This is a genomic window from Mycobacterium sp. NGS48, assembly GCF_059812585.1.
Genome location: NZ_JCALCY010000004.1, coordinates 14,357 through 32,828 on the forward strand (window position 1 = coordinate 14,357; position 18,472 = coordinate 32,828).

17 protein-coding genes are annotated in these 18,472 nt (G+C 64.0%); 13 read left to right on the plus strand and 4 right to left on the minus strand.

The window, feature by feature from the left end; genetic code table 11:
* Positions 1-100: 100 nt before the first annotated feature.
* The 6 genes from AC5Y42_RS09445 to AC5Y42_RS09470 all read left to right on the plus strand — a co-directional run bounded on the left by AC5Y42_RS09445 (position 101) and on the right by AC5Y42_RS09470 (position 6,747).
* Positions 101-1,231, plus strand: a complete 1,131-nt coding sequence (locus AC5Y42_RS09445; protein WP_499897634.1) for a spirocyclase AveC family protein — start codon at positions 101-103, stop codon at positions 1,229-1,231.
* Complete coding sequence (locus AC5Y42_RS09450) at positions 1,224-2,117, plus strand: SDR family oxidoreductase (RefSeq protein ID WP_499897635.1); 894 nt, start codon at positions 1,224-1,226, stop codon at positions 2,115-2,117. The genes AC5Y42_RS09445 and AC5Y42_RS09450 overlap by 8 nt, the downstream gene beginning before the upstream one ends.
* Before the next feature lie 28 nt (positions 2,118-2,145).
* Complete coding sequence (locus tag AC5Y42_RS09455; RefSeq protein WP_499898090.1) at positions 2,146-3,594, plus strand: aldehyde dehydrogenase family protein; 1,449 nt, start codon at positions 2,146-2,148, stop codon at positions 3,592-3,594.
* Positions 3,595-3,606: 12 nt separating this feature from the next.
* Positions 3,607-4,566, plus strand: coding sequence for an SDR family NAD(P)-dependent oxidoreductase (locus AC5Y42_RS09460; protein ID WP_499897637.1), 960 nt, complete (start codon positions 3,607-3,609; stop codon positions 4,564-4,566).
* Positions 4,567-4,675: 109 nt separating this feature from the next.
* Positions 4,676-5,944 carry a cytochrome P450 gene (locus tag AC5Y42_RS09465; RefSeq protein ID WP_499898091.1) on the plus strand — a complete coding sequence of 423 codons (1,269 nt, stop codon included), beginning with the start codon at positions 4,676-4,678 and terminating at the stop codon, positions 5,942-5,944.
* Positions 5,941-6,747, plus strand: coding sequence for a lysophospholipid acyltransferase family protein (locus tag AC5Y42_RS09470; protein ID WP_499897638.1), 807 nt, complete (start codon positions 5,941-5,943; stop codon positions 6,745-6,747). The genes AC5Y42_RS09465 and AC5Y42_RS09470 overlap by 4 nt, the downstream gene beginning before the upstream one ends.
* 39 nt (positions 6,748-6,786) lie before the next feature.
* Here AC5Y42_RS09470 and AC5Y42_RS09475 read toward each other — a convergent pair whose 3' ends face one another.
* A complete protein-coding gene (locus tag AC5Y42_RS09475) occupies positions 6,787-8,220 on the minus strand; it encodes a WS/DGAT/MGAT family O-acyltransferase (protein ID WP_499898093.1) in 1,434 nt (477 codons plus the stop codon).
* Between the two features lie 252 nt (positions 8,221-8,472).
* Here AC5Y42_RS09475 and AC5Y42_RS09480 point away from each other — a divergent pair, with 252 nt between their 5' ends.
* Positions 8,473-9,534 (plus strand): phosphotransferase family protein, encoded by a 1,062-nt coding sequence (locus tag AC5Y42_RS09480; protein ID WP_499897639.1) that lies wholly within the window; start codon positions 8,473-8,475, stop codon positions 9,532-9,534.
* A 97-nt stretch (positions 9,535-9,631) separates the two neighbouring features.
* On the opposite strand, the gene AC5Y42_RS09485 is transcribed toward AC5Y42_RS09480, so the two are convergent.
* Complete coding sequence (locus AC5Y42_RS09485; protein ID WP_499897641.1) at positions 9,632-10,453, minus strand: mycofactocin-coupled SDR family oxidoreductase; 822 nt, start codon at positions 10,451-10,453, stop codon at positions 9,632-9,634.
* Positions 10,450-11,625, minus strand: coding sequence for an acyl-CoA dehydrogenase family protein (locus tag AC5Y42_RS09490; protein WP_499897642.1), 1,176 nt, complete (start codon positions 11,623-11,625; stop codon positions 10,450-10,452). The genes AC5Y42_RS09485 and AC5Y42_RS09490 overlap by 4 nt, the downstream gene beginning before the upstream one ends.
* 65 nt (positions 11,626-11,690) lie before the next feature.
* Between AC5Y42_RS09490 and fabG the strand changes: the two genes are divergently transcribed.
* The 6 genes from fabG to AC5Y42_RS09520 all read left to right on the plus strand — a co-directional run bounded on the left by fabG (position 11,691) and on the right by AC5Y42_RS09520 (position 17,809).
* The gene (gene fabG, locus AC5Y42_RS09495) at positions 11,691-12,476 is read left to right on the plus strand and encodes a 3-oxoacyl-ACP reductase FabG (RefSeq protein ID WP_499898094.1); all 786 of its coding nucleotides are present in this window, start codon (positions 11,691-11,693) and stop codon (positions 12,474-12,476) included.
* A complete protein-coding gene (locus AC5Y42_RS09500; RefSeq protein ID WP_499897643.1) occupies positions 12,473-13,696 on the plus strand; it encodes an acetyl-CoA C-acetyltransferase in 1,224 nt (407 codons plus the stop codon). Before fabG ends, AC5Y42_RS09500 begins: the two co-directional genes overlap by 4 nt.
* Before the next feature lie 2 nt (positions 13,697-13,698).
* Positions 13,699-14,886, plus strand: a complete 1,188-nt coding sequence (locus AC5Y42_RS09505; protein WP_499897644.1) for a CoA transferase — start codon at positions 13,699-13,701, stop codon at positions 14,884-14,886.
* Positions 14,887-14,901: 15 nt separating this feature from the next.
* Complete coding sequence (locus AC5Y42_RS09510; protein WP_499897645.1) at positions 14,902-16,095, plus strand: acyl-CoA dehydrogenase family protein; 1,194 nt, start codon at positions 14,902-14,904, stop codon at positions 16,093-16,095.
* Positions 16,096-16,097: 2 nt separating this feature from the next.
* Positions 16,098-16,796 carry a GntR family transcriptional regulator gene (locus tag AC5Y42_RS09515; protein WP_499897646.1) on the plus strand — a complete coding sequence of 233 codons (699 nt, stop codon included), beginning with the start codon at positions 16,098-16,100 and terminating at the stop codon, positions 16,794-16,796.
* A 134-nt stretch (positions 16,797-16,930) separates the two neighbouring features.
* Positions 16,931-17,809 carry a mycofactocin-coupled SDR family oxidoreductase gene (locus AC5Y42_RS09520; RefSeq protein ID WP_499897648.1) on the plus strand — a complete coding sequence of 293 codons (879 nt, stop codon included), beginning with the start codon at positions 16,931-16,933 and terminating at the stop codon, positions 17,807-17,809.
* Positions 17,810-17,818: 9 nt separating this feature from the next.
* Here AC5Y42_RS09520 and AC5Y42_RS09525 read toward each other — a convergent pair whose 3' ends face one another.
* Positions 17,819-18,460, minus strand: a complete 642-nt coding sequence (locus tag AC5Y42_RS09525; protein ID WP_499897649.1) for a maleylpyruvate isomerase family mycothiol-dependent enzyme — start codon at positions 18,458-18,460, stop codon at positions 17,819-17,821.
* Positions 18,461-18,472 lie beyond the last annotated feature (12 nt).

The following is an 18,472-nucleotide window of genomic DNA, read 5'->3' on the forward strand; positions in this document are numbered from 1 at the left end:
CGCCGCGGAACCGATCAAAATCGGCTATCCGGTGGCCCGCCAACTCGACGCCGACGGCGTCAACTCACATCTTTTCGACCGTTTCGGAGAGGAATAACCGATGACCGCAGAAAAAACAACGCCGACCACGGGAACGCCGCCCCCCGCACAGCGACAGGGATCGCCGTGGATCTGGGTATGGGTGACCGCCGCGGTCGGCGTGCTCGTCTTCTTCCTCGCCAATGCCCGCACCGGCCTGACGTCCGACCGGGTCCGCAACCCGGAGGTCACCGCGTCGCCGCCGCCGCGGCCGGTGCCGGTTTTGTTCGGGTTCGAGCATTGGCTCGGCATCCTGGAGGCCTTCACGATCGTCGTGATGGTCCTCATCACGGTCACCTATGTGGTGGTGTGGCGCCGGCACCCGTATCACCCGGTGTTGTTGATGGGAATCGTCACGACGTTGATCGTCTGGCAGGACCCGATCATGAACTGGGCGCCGTTCGCGGTCTACAACCCGGAGTTACATCACCTGCCCGAGGACTGGCCCCTGGTATCGCTCTCGCCAACAGTCGAGCCGTTTGTGGTCCTGGGCTACATCATGTTCTATCTCGCTCCGTATTTCCCGGGCATCTGGTTGCTGCGCCGGATCCAGGCGCGCCGGCCTGCCGACTCCTTCGTGTGGCGCCACCCGCTGATCAGCCTGTCGATCTGCATCCTTCCGTTCGGCATGCTCCTGGACGCGGCACTGGAGATCACGCTGGTTCAAACCGGGATGTACATCTATTCCCAGGTCCCGATCGGGTCGATCTTCGTCGGCCAGACGCACCAGTTCCCGTTCATCTTCGAGATATTGGCGGTCAACTTCGTGATGGTGCCGGCCGGGGTGCTGCTGTACCGCGACGACACCGGCCGCACGGTGGCCGAGAAGCTGGCGCAACGGGCGAAGATCTTCGCCAGCCGTCCTACCCTCGGCATGTTCGCGGTGATGCTGGTTCTGATCAACCTCGGCTACTTCTGCTATGGCGGGACGTTCGCCTTGGTCAAAATGACCCACCTGTCACGCACGGTCGCCTGCGCGTGGCCGTACCCGGAAGCCAAAATCTATGATCCCCAGGGCTTTTACGAGAAGGAGGGCCAGCCTGGCCCGTATTCGGTGGGGATCTGGTCGACCTGGCTGAGCGGTCAGCCGAACGGGCGGCCGGAGGTCCAACCACCGGCCGACGACGGACGGTGCGGGCCGGGCAATGGGTGAGCCGCGCGGCGTCGTCATCACCGGTGCGTCACGCGGACTCGGGTTTGCCTCCGCGGTCCATCTGTATCGGCGGGGATGGCGCGTCGTGGCCGCAATGCGTAACCCCGAGCCGGGATTGTTGCGGCTACGTGAAGCCACCGGTGCGCGCGACGACGACTCGCGGATGATCGGGATCCCACTGGACCTGACCGACTCCGCATCGGTCGCTGCCGCCGCCAAGATGATCCAAGGAGCCGTTGGCGCGCCCTACGCGGTGGTGCACAATGCCGGGATCTCTGCCGCCGGGATGGCTGAGGAAACGCCGAGTACCCTGTGGGAGCGGATGTTTCAGACCACCATTTTTGGGCCGGTAGCTTTGACGAACGCGCTGCTACCGGCAATGCGTGCCGCCGGCCGAGGGCGAATCGTCATGGTTTCGAGCCAGGGCGGGGTGCGAGGCATGCCGTCGACGGCCGCATATTCCGCAGCCAAGGGGGCCCTGGAGCGGTGGGGCGAGTCCCTTTCCGGTGAGATCGCGCCATTCGGCCTGGGGGTGACAATCCTGGTCACCGGGACCTACGACACTGAGATCATCACCGACGCAGGCACGACGGATTGCCGTGACCTCGAGGGGCCCTATGCGCGTCAACACGCCACCATCGACCGGCGGGGCCGATTGGCGATGAAGCTCGCCGCGCGACCGCCGGAGCGCTTCGCGGCAGGGCTGGCCAAAGCTCTCGAAGCGCGTGCGCCGTTCGTCCGGCGCTCAGTGGGGCCCGATGCACGGATGCTGTTGCTCGCCAACCGGCTACTACCTGCCGCTGGACTTCATCACATGACCCGTTTGATGATGGGACAACCCCGGTTCGGCGCCCTGACAACCCAGGAGACGGAGAAAAATGGCTGAGACCCCCACGATTCGTTTCGAATCGAAGATGATGATTGACGGCAAGCTGGTCGAGGGTAGCGCGGGCACGTTCGCCAATATCAACCCCGCGACCGAAGAGGTCATCGGCGAGGTTGCCGACGCGTCGAAGGAAGATATGCACCGGGCGATCGACGCCGCCCGGCGGGCGTTCGATGAAACCGATTGGTCCACCGACCACAAGTTGCGGCAGCGTTGCCTGTTGCAGCTTCACGACGCGATCGACGCCGAGCGGGAAGAGCTGCGCGAGGAGCTCATTCTCGAGGTCGGTTCGCCGCGGGCAATAACCTTCGGTCCGCAGCTGGACGCCCCGCTGGAAGACGGGCTGCGCTATCCCGCGAAGTTGATCGACGAATACCCGTGGGAAACCGACCTCGGCGACAAGACGATCAGCCTCACCGGCACGTTGACGTCGCGCAAAGTATGGCGGGAGCCGGTAGGCGTGGTCGGCGCAATTGTGCCGTGGAACTTCCCCTTCGAGGTCACGATCAACAAGCTTGGCCAGGCGCTGGCTACCGGCAACACCGTGGTGCTCAAGCCGGCGCCGAACACGCCGTTCAACGCGACCCGGTTGGGCCGGCTGATCGCCGAAAAGACCGATATTCCCGCCGGTGTGGTCAACGTCGTCACCGCGTCGGATCACTTTGTGGGCGAGGAGCTCACGCTATCGCCGAAGGTCGACCTGATCTCGTTCACCGGCTCGACGGTGGTCGGCAAGCGGATCATGGAGAAGGGCGCCGCCACGATGAAGCGGCTGTTCCTCGAGCTCGGCGGCAAGTCGGCCACCATCGTCTTGGAGGACGCCGACTTCGGTATGGCATGCGCGATCGGTATTGCGCCGTGTATGCACGCCGGGCAGGGCTGTGCGAACCCGACCCGGATGCTGCTGCCGCGGTCTCGCTACGACGAGGGCGTGGCGATCCTGAAGAGCATCTACGAGAACGTCACGTGCGGCGACCCGCAGGACCCCGGGACCCTGTGCGGTCCGGTGATCTCGGAGGTGCAGCGCGATCGGGTGATGGGTTACATCAAGAAGGGCGTCGAAGAGGGTGCCACCGCACTGGTCGGTGGACCGGATGCGCCCACCGGCTTCGATAGGGGATTCTTTGTTCGGCCAACACTTTTCACTGACGTGGACAACTCGATGACGATCGCGCAGGAGGAGATTTTCGGCCCGGTGCTGGCCGTCATACCGTTCGACGACGAGGAGGACGCGATCCGAATCGCCAATGACAGTGCATACGGATTGGCGGGCAATGTGATGTCGGGCTCGCTGGAGCATTCGCTGGCGGTGGCCCGGCGGATCCGGGCCGGCTTCATGGGCGTCAACGGTGGCGCCCCCTACGGAGCCGATACACCGTTCGGCGGATACAAGTACAGCGGGGTGGGCCGCCAGAACGGTGTGGCCGGATTCGACCAGTACACCGAAGTCAAGTCGGTGGGGTATCCCGCGGGCTGAGGGAGGCCACCAGTGCAGCGGTTTGACGATCTCGATGACGTCGATGCCCTCGGTGATGTGGTGACGGAGTTGCGCTTTGACGACCGCGTGGTCGTCGTGACCGGAGCCGGTCGCGGGATAGGGCGAAGTCACGCGTTACTGCTGGCCGCCAAGGGTGCTCGCGTCGTGGTCGCCGATTACGGCGTCGGGATTGGCGGCGGCGGGGCGTCGCCGGCACCGGCCGAGGACGTCGTTGACGCGATCAACGACCACGGTGGACGCGCGGTGGCATGCCATGCATCGGTGGCCGAGGAGCGCGGCGCACAGCGCATCGTCGATACCGCGATCGACGCATTTGGACGCCTCGATGCGGTCATCAACAACGCGGGCATCCACGACCCCGGCGCCTTCGACGAACTCTCCATCGAGCAACACCGCGCCATGCTCGACGTGCACTATTTTGGCACACTGTTCGTCAGCCGGGCCGCATGGCCGCACTTCGTCGGCGCGGGATACGGCCGCATCGTCAACACCGTCTCCGAGGCCATGCTGGGCGGCATTCCCGAGCTGACCAGTTACGGCGCGGCCAAGGGAGCGGTGTTCGGCCTCACCCGCAATCTGGCCACCGAGGGCCTTGCCCACGGAATCCGAGTCAATGCCGTTGCGCCGCGGGCCTATACCCGGATGTCGGCCTCACACTCCGAGCGGTTGTCGGCCGTTCTGGACATGCCCAAAGAGGTCATGGAGGAAATCAACGCCAGCATGCCTCCAGAAATGTGCGCCCCGGCGGCTGCCTTCTTGGCGCACGAGTCGTGCCCCCTCAACGGCGAGGTCCTGCAGGCGGGCATGGGCTCGGTCGCTCGTATCGCCGTGGTGCACACGCAGGGGCTGACCAAGTCGTGGCTCACGGCCGAAGATATCGCGCACAACCTGGACACCATCATGGATCCCACCAACGCGCGGGTAGCCGACACCACGACGGTCGTGCAGTAGCGAACCAGTTGGACACCGCCGCACGACTTGACCTAATATTTGTTCCAACATAGAGTGCGACTGTGGGGTCACCGCGTGTGCGGTGCCATACGAGTCTGTGGAGGCCACCGTGCGCGACTTCGAAACACTCGATTACTTCTCCGACCCATCGTTGATCCCGGACCCTTACCCATATTTCGACTTTCTTCGCGCGCAGTGCCCGGTGCGGCGGGATTCACAACACGACGTGGTGGCCGTGACCGGACATGCCGATGCCCTCTCGGTGTACAAGGACCCGGCATTCTCGGCATGTGTGTCGGTCGCCGGGCCCTTTTCCGGCCTGCCCTTCGAACCTGAGGGCGACGACATCAGTGCGCTCATCGAGCAACACCGTTCGCAAATCCCGATGAGCGAACACATCGTCACCCAAGACCCACCGCATCACACGCGGACCCGCGGACTGCTCAGCCGTCTGTTAACTCCGAAGCGGCTCAAGGAAAACGAAGACTTCATGTGGCGGCTTGCCGACGAGCAGCTTGACGAATTCGTGTTCCGCGGCAAGTGCGAGTTCCTCGACGACTACGCCAGGCCGTTCTCGGGGCTGGTCATTGCCGATCTACTCGGAGTCCCGGCAGAAGACCACGAAGAATTCCGAGCCGTGTTTTCCGGCCAGTTTTCCGGTGGCATCGAGGACGATTCGGTGACACGTGCCCACAATCCGTTGGAGTGGCTCGACGATAAGTTCTCTGCCCACATCACCGAACGACGGCGCGAGCCACGTGAGGACGTGCTGACGCAGCTGGCCCTCGCGAAATATCCGGACGGCTCAACCCCCGACATCATCGACGTGGTTCGGCTCGCCACGTTCCTGTTTGCGGCCGGACAGGAAACAACGACGAAATTACTCAGCTTCGGGATGAAGACGATCGCTGAACATCCCGAGCTCCAAACGCAGCTGCGGACCGAACGCGATCGCATTCCGGCCTTCATCGAGGAGACACTGCGGATGGAAAGCCCGGTCAAGTCTCACTTCCGCATGGCACGCACCTCGACGACGATCGGTGATGTTCCCATTCCTGCCGGTTGCACCGTGATGTTGCTGCCTGGGGCCAGCAACCGCGACGCGCGGAAGTTCGAGGAACCCGACCGCTTCCGGCTCGACCGCCCCAACGTGCGCGAGCACGTGGCCTTCGGGCGCGGCAACCACTCTTGTCCCGGCGCACCGCTGGCCCGCGCCGAGGGACAGATTTCGCTCAACCGCATCCTCGACCGGATGTCCGATATCACCATCTGCGAGGCGTCGCACGGCCCGTCGGACGCCCGCCGCTACAGCTACGAGCCAACCTGGCAAATGCGGGGACTGACCGAACTGCACCTCGAATTCGATCCGGTCCGGTGAGCGCAGATCACTCGAACAGTTACGAGTTCCTCAGGTGGGACCGTGGCTTCACCCAGCGGTTCGTCAATGCCACGGGAACCATAGCCAAGTATTGGTTTCGCCCAAACGTACGCGGCCTAGAATCGTTGCCGCCCAACGGCGGTGCGCTAGTGGTATCCAACCACTCGGGTGGCATGCTGACACCTGATGTACTGATCTTCGCCTCAGCCTTCTACAACAAGTTGGGTTATGGTCGTCCGCTCTATACGCTCGGTCACGACGGATTGTTCGTCGGACCTCTGGGGGATTGCCTGGCGCGCCTGGGCGTTATTCGTGCCGACAGGCAAACCGCGGTCAGGGCGCTACGGTCGGGTGGGATAGTACTGACTTTCCCCGGCGGCGTATACGACGCTTACCGGCCGACGTTGACTGCGAATGTCATAGACTTCAACGGCCGTACCGGATACCTCAAGACCGCGATCGAAGCCGGGGCGCCGGTCGTACCGGTTGTGTCGATTGGCGGCCAGGAAAGCCAGTTGTTCTTGACCCGTGGAACGTGGCTAGCCAAAAAGTTTGGTCTCACCCGTTTTCGGTCGGATATTTTGCCAGTCACCCTGGGTTTCCCGTTCGGGCTTAGTGCGCTGCTTCCGGTGAATATTCCGTTGCCGACCAAGATAACGGCTCAAATATCCGAGCCGATCGACGTCGCTGCGCTGCAAGCCGAAGGCTCCGCGGTCGACGTGATCGATACCCATGTTCGTTCGGTGATGCAGACTGCACTGGACCAACTGGCTCGCGAACGTCGGCTTCCGGTGCTGGGCTGAAGACAATCGGTTGACGGTGATGCCGAGCCCCGACGAGTGCTAAAGGGCGGTGACTTGCGGCATGGCGGTACAGACCTCGGTTAGCTCGCTCGGAAGCCCGGCCGCACTGCGTATTTCGGAGAAAGCGTGGATCATTGCATCCGTCGCCTCATGAGTATCGGCGAGGGTGTGGTCGTCGGCGATGACCGAGATGTTGAGCTGGTCGACGTAGCTCCACACCGTCACGTTGATACCGCAGCCCGGCGGCAACGGACCAGCAGAATAAATCTCGCTGACCGGAGCCCGGGCGAAGCGGCCGCGTTCGCGCGGTCCCGGCACGTTGGAGATCGGAAAGTTGAAAAGCTTGTTTCGGACATCCCGCCTCGCCAACCATCTGAACGCCGGCGTTGCAGCGGCGGGCGGCAGGTACGTCACCATCCGGCCGAACAAATCCGGACCGAGCAGTTCGTAATTTTCTTTGGCGATGGCGGCGGCAGAGGACGCCAGTCGCAATCGCTCCAGCGGCTCGTCGATATGCACGGGCAGCGATACCGGCATACCACTCAGTTCGTTTCCGGTTATCCGGTCCACTGATTTGTCGGTGCTCGCCAGCACCGAGACGATCAGTGGGTCGTCGGCCCTGCCGTCGTAGCGCAACAATAGTTCCCGCAGTGCTCCGGCTGCCATCGCCAGGACAATGGCATTGATAGTGATTCCCAGGTGTTTGCTGGTCTCCCTCACCTGGGCGAGCGAGAGTGTCCCGGTGGCGAAAGTGCGCGCGGGCGACACCACATGATTGACGAAGGTGGGCGGCGCCTGTAGCGGTTTGGCCAGGTCCTTTTGCTCGCCTCGTTCTCGTGAACGACGGCGCACTCGCCGAAAGCCGGAAAACGCGTCCTTGATCAGTGCCGGCAGTTCGGCTGCTTGCTGTACATGGTCGCGGGCAGCCGCCCGCAGAAGCTCCAGCTTTGACGGCGGCAGACAGACATCGTATCTATTGCGCTTGTCCTCAACGGGCCCTTCCAGATCCATCGTTTGGGCGAGCAAATTCGCCGATGCCACCCCGTCCGCCAAGGCATGATGAATCTTTCCGATCAGAGCGATTCGGTGATCGGCCATGCCCTCCGCGAAGTGGAACTCCCACAACGGACGGCGGCGGTCCAGCGGAGCGCTGGCGATCTCACCGACGACGCGGTCGAGTTCGCGGCGACCGCCCGGGCTGGGCACTGCCACCCGTCGCAGGTGATAGTCGATGTCGACGTCACAATTTTCCAGCCACATCGGATGATGTAGCCGCCCCGGAATGTCAACCAGCTTGTAGCGCAACGGTTCCAGGCGATGCAATCGGCTGCGCAGCGTCTCACGGACTAGCTCGAAGCTGAACTTGCCGCCGTAGTCCGCGGTATTCACAACGGCGACCTTCAAGGTATGCGTGTGTAGGTTCGGCGTTTCGCTGTAAAGGAGCATTGCGTCCATGCCGTTGAGCCGCTTCACACCCATACCCCGCTTGTTCGGTACCCGCCCGCTTTCGCACCATTATGGCAACGTGGAGCGGATGCCAGACAAAGTTTTGGTTCTTTGGTAGGTGGGCGATCGGCGCAACGATGTGCCTCGGATGCAGGTCCGGCAGCGTGGTCGCATCCGATGCCGTATGGCTTACAGTTGGCAGGTCAGTCGGACGGGATCGTCCGGTTACCGCCGTCGTTGGGAGGCACATTGCCAGAGTTTGCGGCTGAACGCGCACCGATGCCGCGTTACCCGGCCGACGTCACCCGCGAATGGCTCTCGGGAGTCCTCAGCGATCGCGGCTCGGCCGTCGCAGTGTCCACGGTCGAGGTCACGGCGATCGGCACCGGGCAAACCGGGGCGACATACCGGGTGGCCGCCGGCTACACGGCCAATCCGGACGGTTTGCCGGCCACCTTTGTGATCAAACTGCCCGCCCAGGACGACACCGTGCGTGATCGGGTGACGATCGGCTACCGCAGCGAATGCGCGTTCTACGCCGGGGTGGCTGACCGGGTCGAGGTGCCGGTACCGCAGTGCTTCTACTGCGCGATCACCGAGGACGCGATGGAGTATGCGCTGCTGCTCGCCGACCAGGCGCCGGCGGTACAGGGTGACCAAATCGCCGGCTGTGAGGAGCAGGAAGCACGGCTTGCCGTCAGAGCGTTGGCCGGTCTGCACGGCCCCAGCTGGTGTGATCCGGTCTGGCTGGATTTCCCCGGCATTGCGTTCGCCCGGCCCGACGAAGCCTCGGCCAACGGCCTGGGCGAAGTCGCGCGGATGAGCGCTGAGATCACGCTGGACAAGCTCGGCGACCGGATGAGCATGGCCGACCGGGAAACCTTCATAACCACCATGGGTTTGGTGACGCCCTGGCTGCTCGCTGAACAACACCGCTTCTCCCTGCTGCACGGCGACTACCGACTCGACAACATGCTGTTCAACTACGACGCCGAAACCATCACGGTGGTCGATTGGCAGACACTGGGCGTCGGCCTCCCGGCGCGAGATCTGGCCTACTTCACCGCCACCAGCCTCAAGCCCGAACTACGTTCGGCGATCGAAACAGACCTTGTTGACGCATACCATCGAACGCTCACCGGTCACGGCGTCACCGGTTATGACCGCGAAACATGCTGGCGCGACTACCGACTCGGCATGCCGCAAGCCCTGCTGATCTCCGCATTGGGCTTCGCGTTCGCCACGGCCACCGACCGCGGCGACGAGATGGTACTGACCATGCTGAGCCGCGGCTGCCAGGCGATCCGCGATCTCGGCACGCTGGACCTGATCGGCGGCTAGGACCTTTACCGTCCTTCAGCGCGAGCGTGCACAGAATGCCGGCGTTGCCGGCGTGTCGGCGTACAAACACGCACGTTCGCCGAAGGGGTGGTGGGGGTCAGTACTGCGTAGAGCCCTGGTCGACGGCGATCTGAGCTGCCGTCACGTTGCGTGACTCATCGCTGGCCAGCCAGCACACCGCGTCGGCAATGTCTTCCGGCTCGGCCACCCAACTCGGCAGGAACGGGGTCAACATATTGGTCAGCTGTGGATTGGTTTCGGCGGTACTGGCGATCGCGGCGACCATGTCGCCGCTGCCCATCGGGGTGTTCACCGGTCCCGGATGTACGCTGTTGACCCGGATCGAATGCTTGCCCAGCTCGGCGGCGAACGCGCGGGCCATCCCGGTCACGGCATGCTTGCTGGCCGTGTAGTGCACCATGAACGGCTGTATCTTCATCCCGGCCGCGGAACTGATCAAGATGATCGACCCACCGCGGCCACCGTCAATAATCGATTGCGCGCCCGCCATCACTGTGTTCCAGGTGCCGGTGACGTTGACGTCCATGACATCCCGAAACGATTCGGGGGTGATGTCGTTCCAGGCCTGCGGGGCCGAAATACCGGCGTTGGCGACGATGATATCCAGTCGTCCCAACGTCATCACGCCGTCGCGGACTGCCTCGCGCAGTCCGTCGAAGTCACGAATGTCGATGCTGGAGGCAATGATTCGCCGGTCAACGGCTTCCACCAGGCGCACCGTTTCGGCGAGATCTTCCGGAGTGGCCGAATCGTAGGGCACACACGACGGCAGCTTGCCCGCGACATCGACGGCGATGATGTCGGCGCCCTCGCGGGCCATCCGGACGGCGTGCGCGCGACCTTGGCCCCGCGCCGCTCCGGTAATGAAGGCCACCTTGCCCGTCAGCCGACGGCTCATGTTCGTTGTCCTTTCGATGCCGCCCTGACCAGATTCGACCCAACGATCAGCCGTTGAATCTCGCTGGTCCCCTCATAGAGTCGCAGCAGCCGAACGTCGCGGTAGATCCGTTCCACCGGAACTTCGCGCATGTAGCCACTGCCGCCGTGGACTTGCACCGCTAAATCCGCAACCTTGCCGGCCATTTCGGTGCAGAACAGCTTTGCCGCCGACGGTGCGATCCGGCGGTCCTGGTCGGTGATCCACAGCCGGGCAGCCTCACGGACCATCGCGCGCCCGGCCATCACCCCGGTCTGCTGGTCGGCCAGCATCGCTTGCACCAGTTGAAAATTGCCGATCGGGGTGCCGCCCTGGGTGGCGGTGGCCGCATAGGTCACCGATTCATCCAGTGCCCGCTGCGCGGCTCCCACCGCCAGCGCGGCGATGTGGATCCGGCCGCGCGCCAATGAGGTCATGGCCGCCCGGTAGCCGACATCCTCACTACCGCCGACCAGCGCGTCGCTGGGTACCCGGACGTCGGTGAAGCGGACGTCGGACGTCCACGCCCCTTCCTGGCCCATCTTCGCGTCCTTGGCGCCGACCTCGACGCCCGCGGCATCCGCGGGAACCAAGAACACTGCGATTCCCGGACCCGCGTCGTCCGCGGCCCGGGTGCGGGCGAACACCACGAACAGATCGGCCACTGGTGCATTGGTGATGAAGCGTTTCTCGCCGGAGATCACCCAATCATCGTCCTCGCGAACGGCTTTGGTGCGCAGTCCGGCCGGGTTGGACCCGGCGCCGGCCTCGGTCAGCGCGAACGAGGCGACGACGTCGCCGGAGGCCATCGCGGCCAGCCAGCGCGACTTCTGCTCGTCGGTGCCAAAGCCGACCAAGACCTGGCCGGCGATGCCGTTGTTGGTGCCGAACATCGAGCGCAGCGCCAGCGAGGTATAGCCCAACTCCATCGCCAGTTCGACGTCCTGGGCGAGGTCCAAACCGAGTCCACCCCACTCCTGCGGGATGGCATATCCGAACAGCCCCATCTTCTTGGTCTGCTCGCGCAGGTCGTCGGGCACCCGGTCCGTAGTCAGGATGTCCTGCTCGCGCGGGATGACGGCGGTGCGGACGAATTGGCGAGTCTGCGCAAGGATCTGCTGAAAATCGTCGTCGTCGACGGCGGCAGCGGCCATGAAGTCCGCACTCCCTTCTGGGCGACGGCAGACGCCCAAACCATGGCGATCATATATGAAATATGATGTGCGAAGATGTCAGGGTCGAGCACGCAGAGGATGGTGATCAGGTGTCATTGCTGACCGGTCAAACCGCGATCGTTACCGGTGGTGCCCAGGGACTGGGATTCGCGATCGCCGAGCGGTTCGCCGCCGAGGGTGCGCGCATCGTGCTTGGCGACGTGAACCTCGAGGCAACGCAGGCGGCGGCCCAGCAGCTCGGCGGCGATGATGTCGCGCTCGCGGTGCGCTGCGATGTCACGCTCGCAGCCGACGTCGACACGCTGCTCGCCGCCGCCGTCGACCGGTTCGGCGGCTTGGACATCATGGTCAACAACGCCGGGATCACCCGCGATGCGACGATGCGCAAGATGGCCGAGGAACAGTTCGACCAAGTCATCGCAGTGCATCTGAAGGGAACCTGGAACGGCGTCCGGAAGGCCGCGGCGATCATGCGAGAGAACAAGCGCGGCGCGATCGTGAATATGTCGTCGCTGTCGGGCAAGGTCGGGATGGTCGGGCAGACGAACTACTCGGCGGCCAAGGCCGGAATCGTGGGAATGACCAAGGCCGCCGCCAAGGAACTCGCCCACCTCGGTGTGCGGGTAAACGCGATTGCGCCCGGTTTGATCCGCTCTGCGATGACCGAAGCGATGCCGCAACGTATTTGGGATGCAAAGGTATCTGAAGTCCCGATGGGCCGCGCCGGTGAGCCGGCCGAAGTCGCCAACGTCGCGCTGTTTTTGGCATCCGACCTGTCGTCGTACATGACAGGCACCGTGCTGGACGTAACCGGCGGGCGATTCATGTGACCACGCCGAGAGAAGCGGTGATTTGTGACCCCGTCCGGACACCGATCGGCCGCTACGGCGGCATGTTCACATCGCTGACCGCCGTCGACCTCGGTGTCGCCGCGCTGACAGGGCTGCTGGAGCGAACCGGTATCCCAGTCGAAGCCGTCAACGACGTCATCCTTGGGCACTGCTATCCCAGTAGCGAGGCACCGGCGATCGGGCGGGTGGTGGCACTCGACGCCGGGCTGCCGGTGACGGTGCCGGGCATGCAGGTCGACCGCCGCTGCGGCTCAGGGCTGCAAGCGGTCATCCAGGCATGCCTGCAAGTCGCCAGCGGTGACAACGATCTCGTAATCGCCGGTGGCGCAGAGAGCATGAGCAATGTGGTGTTCTACTCCACCGACATGCGCTGGGGCGGCGCCCGCGGCGGTGTGCGGGTGCATGACGGGCTCGCTCGCGGGCGGACGACCGCCGGCGGCCGTCACCACCCAGTGCCCGGCGGCATGTTGGAGACCGCCGAGAACTTGCGCCGGCAATACAGCATTTCCCGCGCCGAGCAAGACGAACTCGCGGTGACCTCACACCGGCGAGCGTTGGCCGCGCAGAAGGACGGCATCCTGGCCGAGGAAATCATCCCGGTCGCGGTGCGCACGCGCCAGGGTGAGGAACTCATCGACACCGACGAACATCCGCGTGCCGACACGTCGGTCACGTCGCTGAGCAAGCTCAAACCGGTTCTGCTGGCAGATGATCCGGACGCGACGGTGACCGCCGGGAACTCCAGCGGACAAAACGACGCGGCGTCGATGTGCGTGGTGACCACTCCACAGAAGGCTGCCGAGCTGGGGCTCACGCCGCTGGTCCGGCTGGTGTCGTGGGGGGCTGCGGCCGTGGCGCCCAACGTCATGGGTATCGGTCCGGTGCCCGCCACCGAGGTTGCACTGGCCAAAGCGGGGCTGCAATTCAGCGACATCGAGCTCATCGAGCTCAACGAGGCGTTCGCGGCCCAAGCGCTCGCGGTGATGCAGGAGTGGGGATTCACCGCATCGGATCGGGAGCGCACCAACGTGCACGGATCGGGGATCTCGCTCGGCCACCCGGTCGGCGCGACCGGCGGCAGGATGCTGGCCACGCTGGCGCGCGAACTGCAACGACGTCAGGCGCGCTACGGCCTGGAAACCATGTGCATCGGTGGCGGCCAGGGACTGGCCGCGGTGTTCGAACGGGTTTCGTCGTGAATATGCCGCTAGACGATGTCACCGTCGTCGAGGTGTCGAGCTTCGTCGCCGCTCCGTTGTGCGGTATGACACTGAATCAACTGGGCGCACAAGTGATTCGAGTCGACCCAATTGGCGGCGCTTCCGACGTCAACCGCTGGCCGTTGGCAGCCAGTGGCACCTCGATCTACTGGACCGGACTGAACAGAGGCAAGCGGTCCGTCACTATCGATTTGCGCTCATCCGACGGACAGGAGTTGATCCAGCGGCTGATCGTCGAAGGGGACGGCGTCGTGGTGACCAACGCCGCGGGCCTGTCGTGGCTGTCCTACGAGCGGTTGGCGGCGCTGCGCTCCGACATCATCCACGTCCAGTTACTCGGCCGCGGCGACGGTTCTACTGCCGTGGATTACACGGTCAACGCGGCGACGGGCTACCCCCTTGTCACCGGCCCGGCTGAACACGGCGGTCCGATCAACCATGTGCTGCCGGCCTGGGATGTGTGCTGCGGGTTGTACGCCGCACTGGCAGTGACTGCCGCGTTGCGCCGTCGCGACCATTCCGGTGAGGGCGCCAAAGTCACTCTCGCACTGGAAGATGTCGCACTTGCGACCGCCGGCAACCTGGGCTTGTTGACCGAGCCGCAAGTCAACGGCACCCAACGTCCACGAGTGGGCAATGCCATCTACGGTCAGTACGGTCAGGACTTCACCAGCCGCGACGGCGCCGCATTCATGGTTGTCACGTTGACCAAGCGGCACTTCCGCGACCTGGTCGAGGTCACCGGCACCGGCGCCGCGATGTCTGCGCTTGCCGAGGCCCTCGGTGCCGACTTCAGCACCGAGGGCGACCGCTACCGCTACCGAGACGTGCTGAGCGGCTTGTTCGCAACCTGGTTCAGCGAGCACACCGCCGACGAGATCACCGCAGCATTGTCGGCCACCACGGTCTTGTTCGAGCGCTACCGGAGCTTCGCACAGGTTGCCGAAGACCAACGGGTGACGGACAACCCGCTGTTTTCCCGGCTGCGGCAAGACGGGCTGGGTGACTATCTTGCACCGGGCATGCCGATGGCCGTCGACGGCACCCACCCGGCGAGCGGGCCGGCCCCCGCACTCGGCGTCGATACCGTAGACGTTCTCACCAGCCGATTGGGCTTGAACACCGCCGAAGTCGAGCGGCTGGCCACCGCGAAAACGATCGCCTGCTAATCAGAGGAGAGTTGCATGACCAGACTTGCCCAGACGGTTGGCCTTAACGACTTTCAGACCGAGATCATCGCCACCGTCCGGCAGTTCGTCGAGAAGGAAGTCATTCCCAACGCGCCTGAGTTCGAACGAACGGACACCTACCCGCAGGCCATCGTCGACCAGATGCGTGACATGGGCCTGTTCGGCATGATGATCCCCGCCGAGTACGGCGGACTGGGGGAGTCACTGCTGACTTATGCGCTGTGCGTGGAGGAGTTGGCGCGCGGTTGGATGAGCATCTCCGGTGTGCTCAACACCCACTTCATCGTCGCCTACATGTTGCGCCAACACGGCACCGAAGCTCAGAAGCAACGACTGCTGCCGAGAATGTCAACGGGCGAAGTCCGGGGTGCGTTCTCAATGTCCGAGCCGGAGTTGGGCTCTGACGTCGCGGCGATCCGCACCCGCGCGGCACGCAATCCCGACGGCACCTACACCATCGACGGCCAGAAGATGTGGCTCACCAACGGCGGCAGTTCCACTTTGGTGGCGGCGTTGGTGCGCACCGATGAGGGAGCAGAGTCGCCGCACCGCAACCTGACGGCCTTCCTCATCGAGAAGCCGGTCGGGTTCGGCGAGGTCGCACCGGGACTGGTGATACCGGGCAAGATCGACAAGTTGGGCTACAAAGGCATTGACACCACCGAGCTGATCTTCGACGGGTACGTGGCCGGTGCCGACGACGTACTGGGTGGCGTACCGGGGCAGGGCTTCTATCAGATGATGGACGGCATCGAGGTCGGGCGCGTCAATGTCTCGGCGCGGGCCTGCGGGGTCGCTGTGCGGGCCTTCGAACTCGCAGTGCGCTACGCCCAGCAGCGACACACATTCGGCAAGCCGATCGCAGAGCACCAGGCCATTGCATTCCAAATCGCCGAAATGGCAACCAAGGTCGAAGCTGCCCATCTGATGATGGTCAACGCCGCGCGACTCAAAGACTCCGGTGAGCGTAACGATGTTGCGGCTGGCATGGCGAAGTACCTTGCCAGCGAATACTGCTCGGAGGTCACCCAACAGAGCTTCCGCATCCACGGCGGTTACGGCTACTCCAAGGAATACGAAATCGAGCGACTGATGCGCGATGCGCCGTTTTTGCTCATCGGCGAGGGAACCAGCGAGATCCAGAAGCAGATCATCAGCAGGCGGCTGCTTGCCGACTATCGGATTTGACCGTGAACGCCCCGGATTTCGCTGTACGGCCGCAGCTGTCGGAAGACGTTGCGCGCTATGTGCGTAAGCGAATCTTCGACGGCACCTACTCTGCGGGAGAGTACGTGCGGCTGGATCAGCTGGCCGCGGAATTGGGCATCAGCGTGACTCCTGTTCGTGAGGCATTGTTCGAACTGCGCGCCGAAGGGCTGTTGGCCCAGCAGCCGCGCCGCGGCTTCGTGGTCTTGCCGGTGACGGGACGAGATCTCGCCGACGTCGCCAATGTTCAGGCACATGTCGGCGGCGAGCTTGCCGCGCGGGCCGCGCTCAATATCGACGACGACCAACTGCGCGAGCTCAAGGAAATCCAGGCCCAGCTGGAAGTTGCCTATGCCGGCGGCGATGACGAGCTGACCGTGCGGCTCAATCACGACTTTCACCGTGCGATCAACGTTGCCGCCGACTCGCCGAAACTTGCCCAATTGATGTCGCAAATCACCCGCTACGCACCGGAATCGGTGTTCCCTGCCATCGCCGGCTGGCCCGATCAGTCGATCAAAGACCATCGCCGGGTGTTGGCCGCGCTCGAAACACACGACGATGGCGCTGCCCGGAAAGCCATGTCGGAGCACCTGGCCGCCGGCGCGGCTCCGTTGATCGACCATCTCATCGAGCACGGTGTCGTCGACGGCACGAACGGCCCGAACCACCCTGCTCGCTGATAGGGGATAAACTCCCCGCGATGTGGTACCAAATCTTTGTGCCGCGAACTATTGTTTTAACCGGATCCATCTCATAGGTTCGGTGATGATTCGCGCGTGGCGCCGGCCACGCGTCAACGATCAGCGGAGGACGAATGCCCGGAAAGTTAGTAGGCAAGGTCGCTTTCATTACCGGCGCGGCGCGCGGCCAGGGACGTGCCCACGCCCTTGCCATGGCCAAAGAGGGTGCTGACATCATCGCCGTCGACATCTGTCGTCAGATCGAGTCGAATCCCTATCCGCTGGCGACCCCCGACGACCTCGCTGAAACGGAGCGGTCGGTCAAGGAACTCGGACGCCGGGTCATTGCCAGGATCGGGGACGTGCGGGAACGCCATGAGTTGCGCGACGCGGTTGAGGCCGGGCTTGCCGACCTGGGCCGAATCGACATCGTCGTCGCCAACGCCGGCATCCTGCCGATGGCGATGGGCAAGCCCGATCCGATGCAGTTTGTCGACGCATCCGACGTCGACTTACTCGGCGTGATGAACACCGTCGCCGTCACTATTCCGCATCTGGCCGATGGCTCGTCGATCATCGTCACGGGTTCGACCGCGGGCATGATCCGCGGCACCACGGACAACCCGAACATGGGACCTGGCGGTGCGGGCTACGGGTGGAGTAAGCGCATCGTGATGGAGTACGTCGAGGAGATGAGTCTGCATCTGGCCCCCCGGATGATCCGGGTCAATGCGATTCATCCGACTAACTGCAACACGCACCTATTGCAGAACGACGGCATGTACAGCATGTTCCGGCCCGACCTCACCGCCGAGGGCAAGCAGGCCACCCGTGCGGACGCCGAACCACTGTTCACTATCTTTCAGGCCATGCCCATCCCGTACGTCGAACCAGAGGACATGGCCAATCTTGGGGTCTTCCTCGCCAGCAACGAAAGTCGCTACATCACCGGGCAACAGATCCGTGTCGACGCCGGCTCGCTGCTGAAGTGGCCCAACGGACCTGGGGGATAGTCCAGGGCATTACTTTTTCGTGGTGAGCCGTTGCCGAAGCACGGCCACGCCAGGCCCCTCGAGTTGGGGTAGGACGACGTCGCGGCCGGTTGCCGCCAACAGCAATGCCACCGCGGGACCGCAGATCTTTGCGCCGTCGCCCCAGGTGCGGTCGATATCTGTGGCGTGCAGGCGAATTCCCCGTAGCCGCCGTCGGGGGATGAATCCCAACTGCCGAGGCCCGGTCACGAAATCCAGTGCGAGCGCCACCCGCTGACGGTTTGGGTCGAACTCCACGCCCAGCGGGATTCGGATGTCCCCGCCGTGAACCAGCACATCGGTCAGTCCGGATACGGGACCGGTGACCGGCGGACTGAGCTGATGGTCGGCTCGTTCGCGCAGGGTCGCCGCGAGCTCGGCGGCCGGTGCGGCGGCACGACGCCAGGCCAGCTCGTCAATCGCCCGGTGCAACCCGCCGCGGCGAAGGGCGGTGTACTGAAACGTCCAAAAGCTGTCGGCCAACACACTGACCAGATGCGCCGCCACCGTCTTGACGTTCCAGCCCGCGCACAGGCTCGGTGTCGAGAGCGCAGCATCGTCCAGGCAGTCGACCAAGTCAGCGAGTCGACGCCGCTCGTCGGCGACGGCCGCAAAGACGAAGTTTCGATCCATGTCGCGACGCTC

Bases quoted from the DNA above. Each gene is read 5' to 3' on its own strand.
- AC5Y42_RS09525 (WP_499897649.1), bottom strand. From the start codon at position 18,460: ATGGATCGAAACTTCGTCTTTGCGGCCGTCGCCGACGAGCGGCGTCGA.
- fabG (WP_499898094.1), top strand. From the start codon at position 11,691: ATGTGCGAAGATGTCAGGGTCGAGCACGCAGAGGATGGTGATCAGGTG.
- AC5Y42_RS09480 (WP_499897639.1), top strand. From the start codon at position 8,473: ATGCCGCGTTACCCGGCCGACGTCACCCGCGAATGGCTCTCGGGAGTC.
- AC5Y42_RS09520 (WP_499897648.1), top strand. From the start codon at position 16,931: ATGCCCGGAAAGTTAGTAGGCAAGGTCGCTTTCATTACCGGCGCGGCG.
- AC5Y42_RS09510 (WP_499897645.1), top strand. From the start codon at position 14,902: ATGACCAGACTTGCCCAGACGGTTGGCCTTAACGACTTTCAGACCGAG.
- AC5Y42_RS09490 (WP_499897642.1), bottom strand. From the start codon at position 11,625: ATGGCCGCTGCCGCCGTCGACGACGACGATTTTCAGCAGATCCTTGCG.
- AC5Y42_RS09485 (WP_499897641.1), bottom strand. From the start codon at position 10,453: ATGAGCCGTCGGCTGACGGGCAAGGTGGCCTTCATTACCGGAGCGGCG.
- AC5Y42_RS09450 (WP_499897635.1), top strand. From the start codon at position 1,224: ATGGGTGAGCCGCGCGGCGTCGTCATCACCGGTGCGTCACGCGGACTC.
- AC5Y42_RS09455 (WP_499898090.1), top strand. From the start codon at position 2,146: ATGATGATTGACGGCAAGCTGGTCGAGGGTAGCGCGGGCACGTTCGCC.
- AC5Y42_RS09505 (WP_499897644.1), top strand. From the start codon at position 13,699: ATGCCGCTAGACGATGTCACCGTCGTCGAGGTGTCGAGCTTCGTCGCC.
- AC5Y42_RS09445 (WP_499897634.1), top strand. From the start codon at position 101: ATGACCGCAGAAAAAACAACGCCGACCACGGGAACGCCGCCCCCCGCA.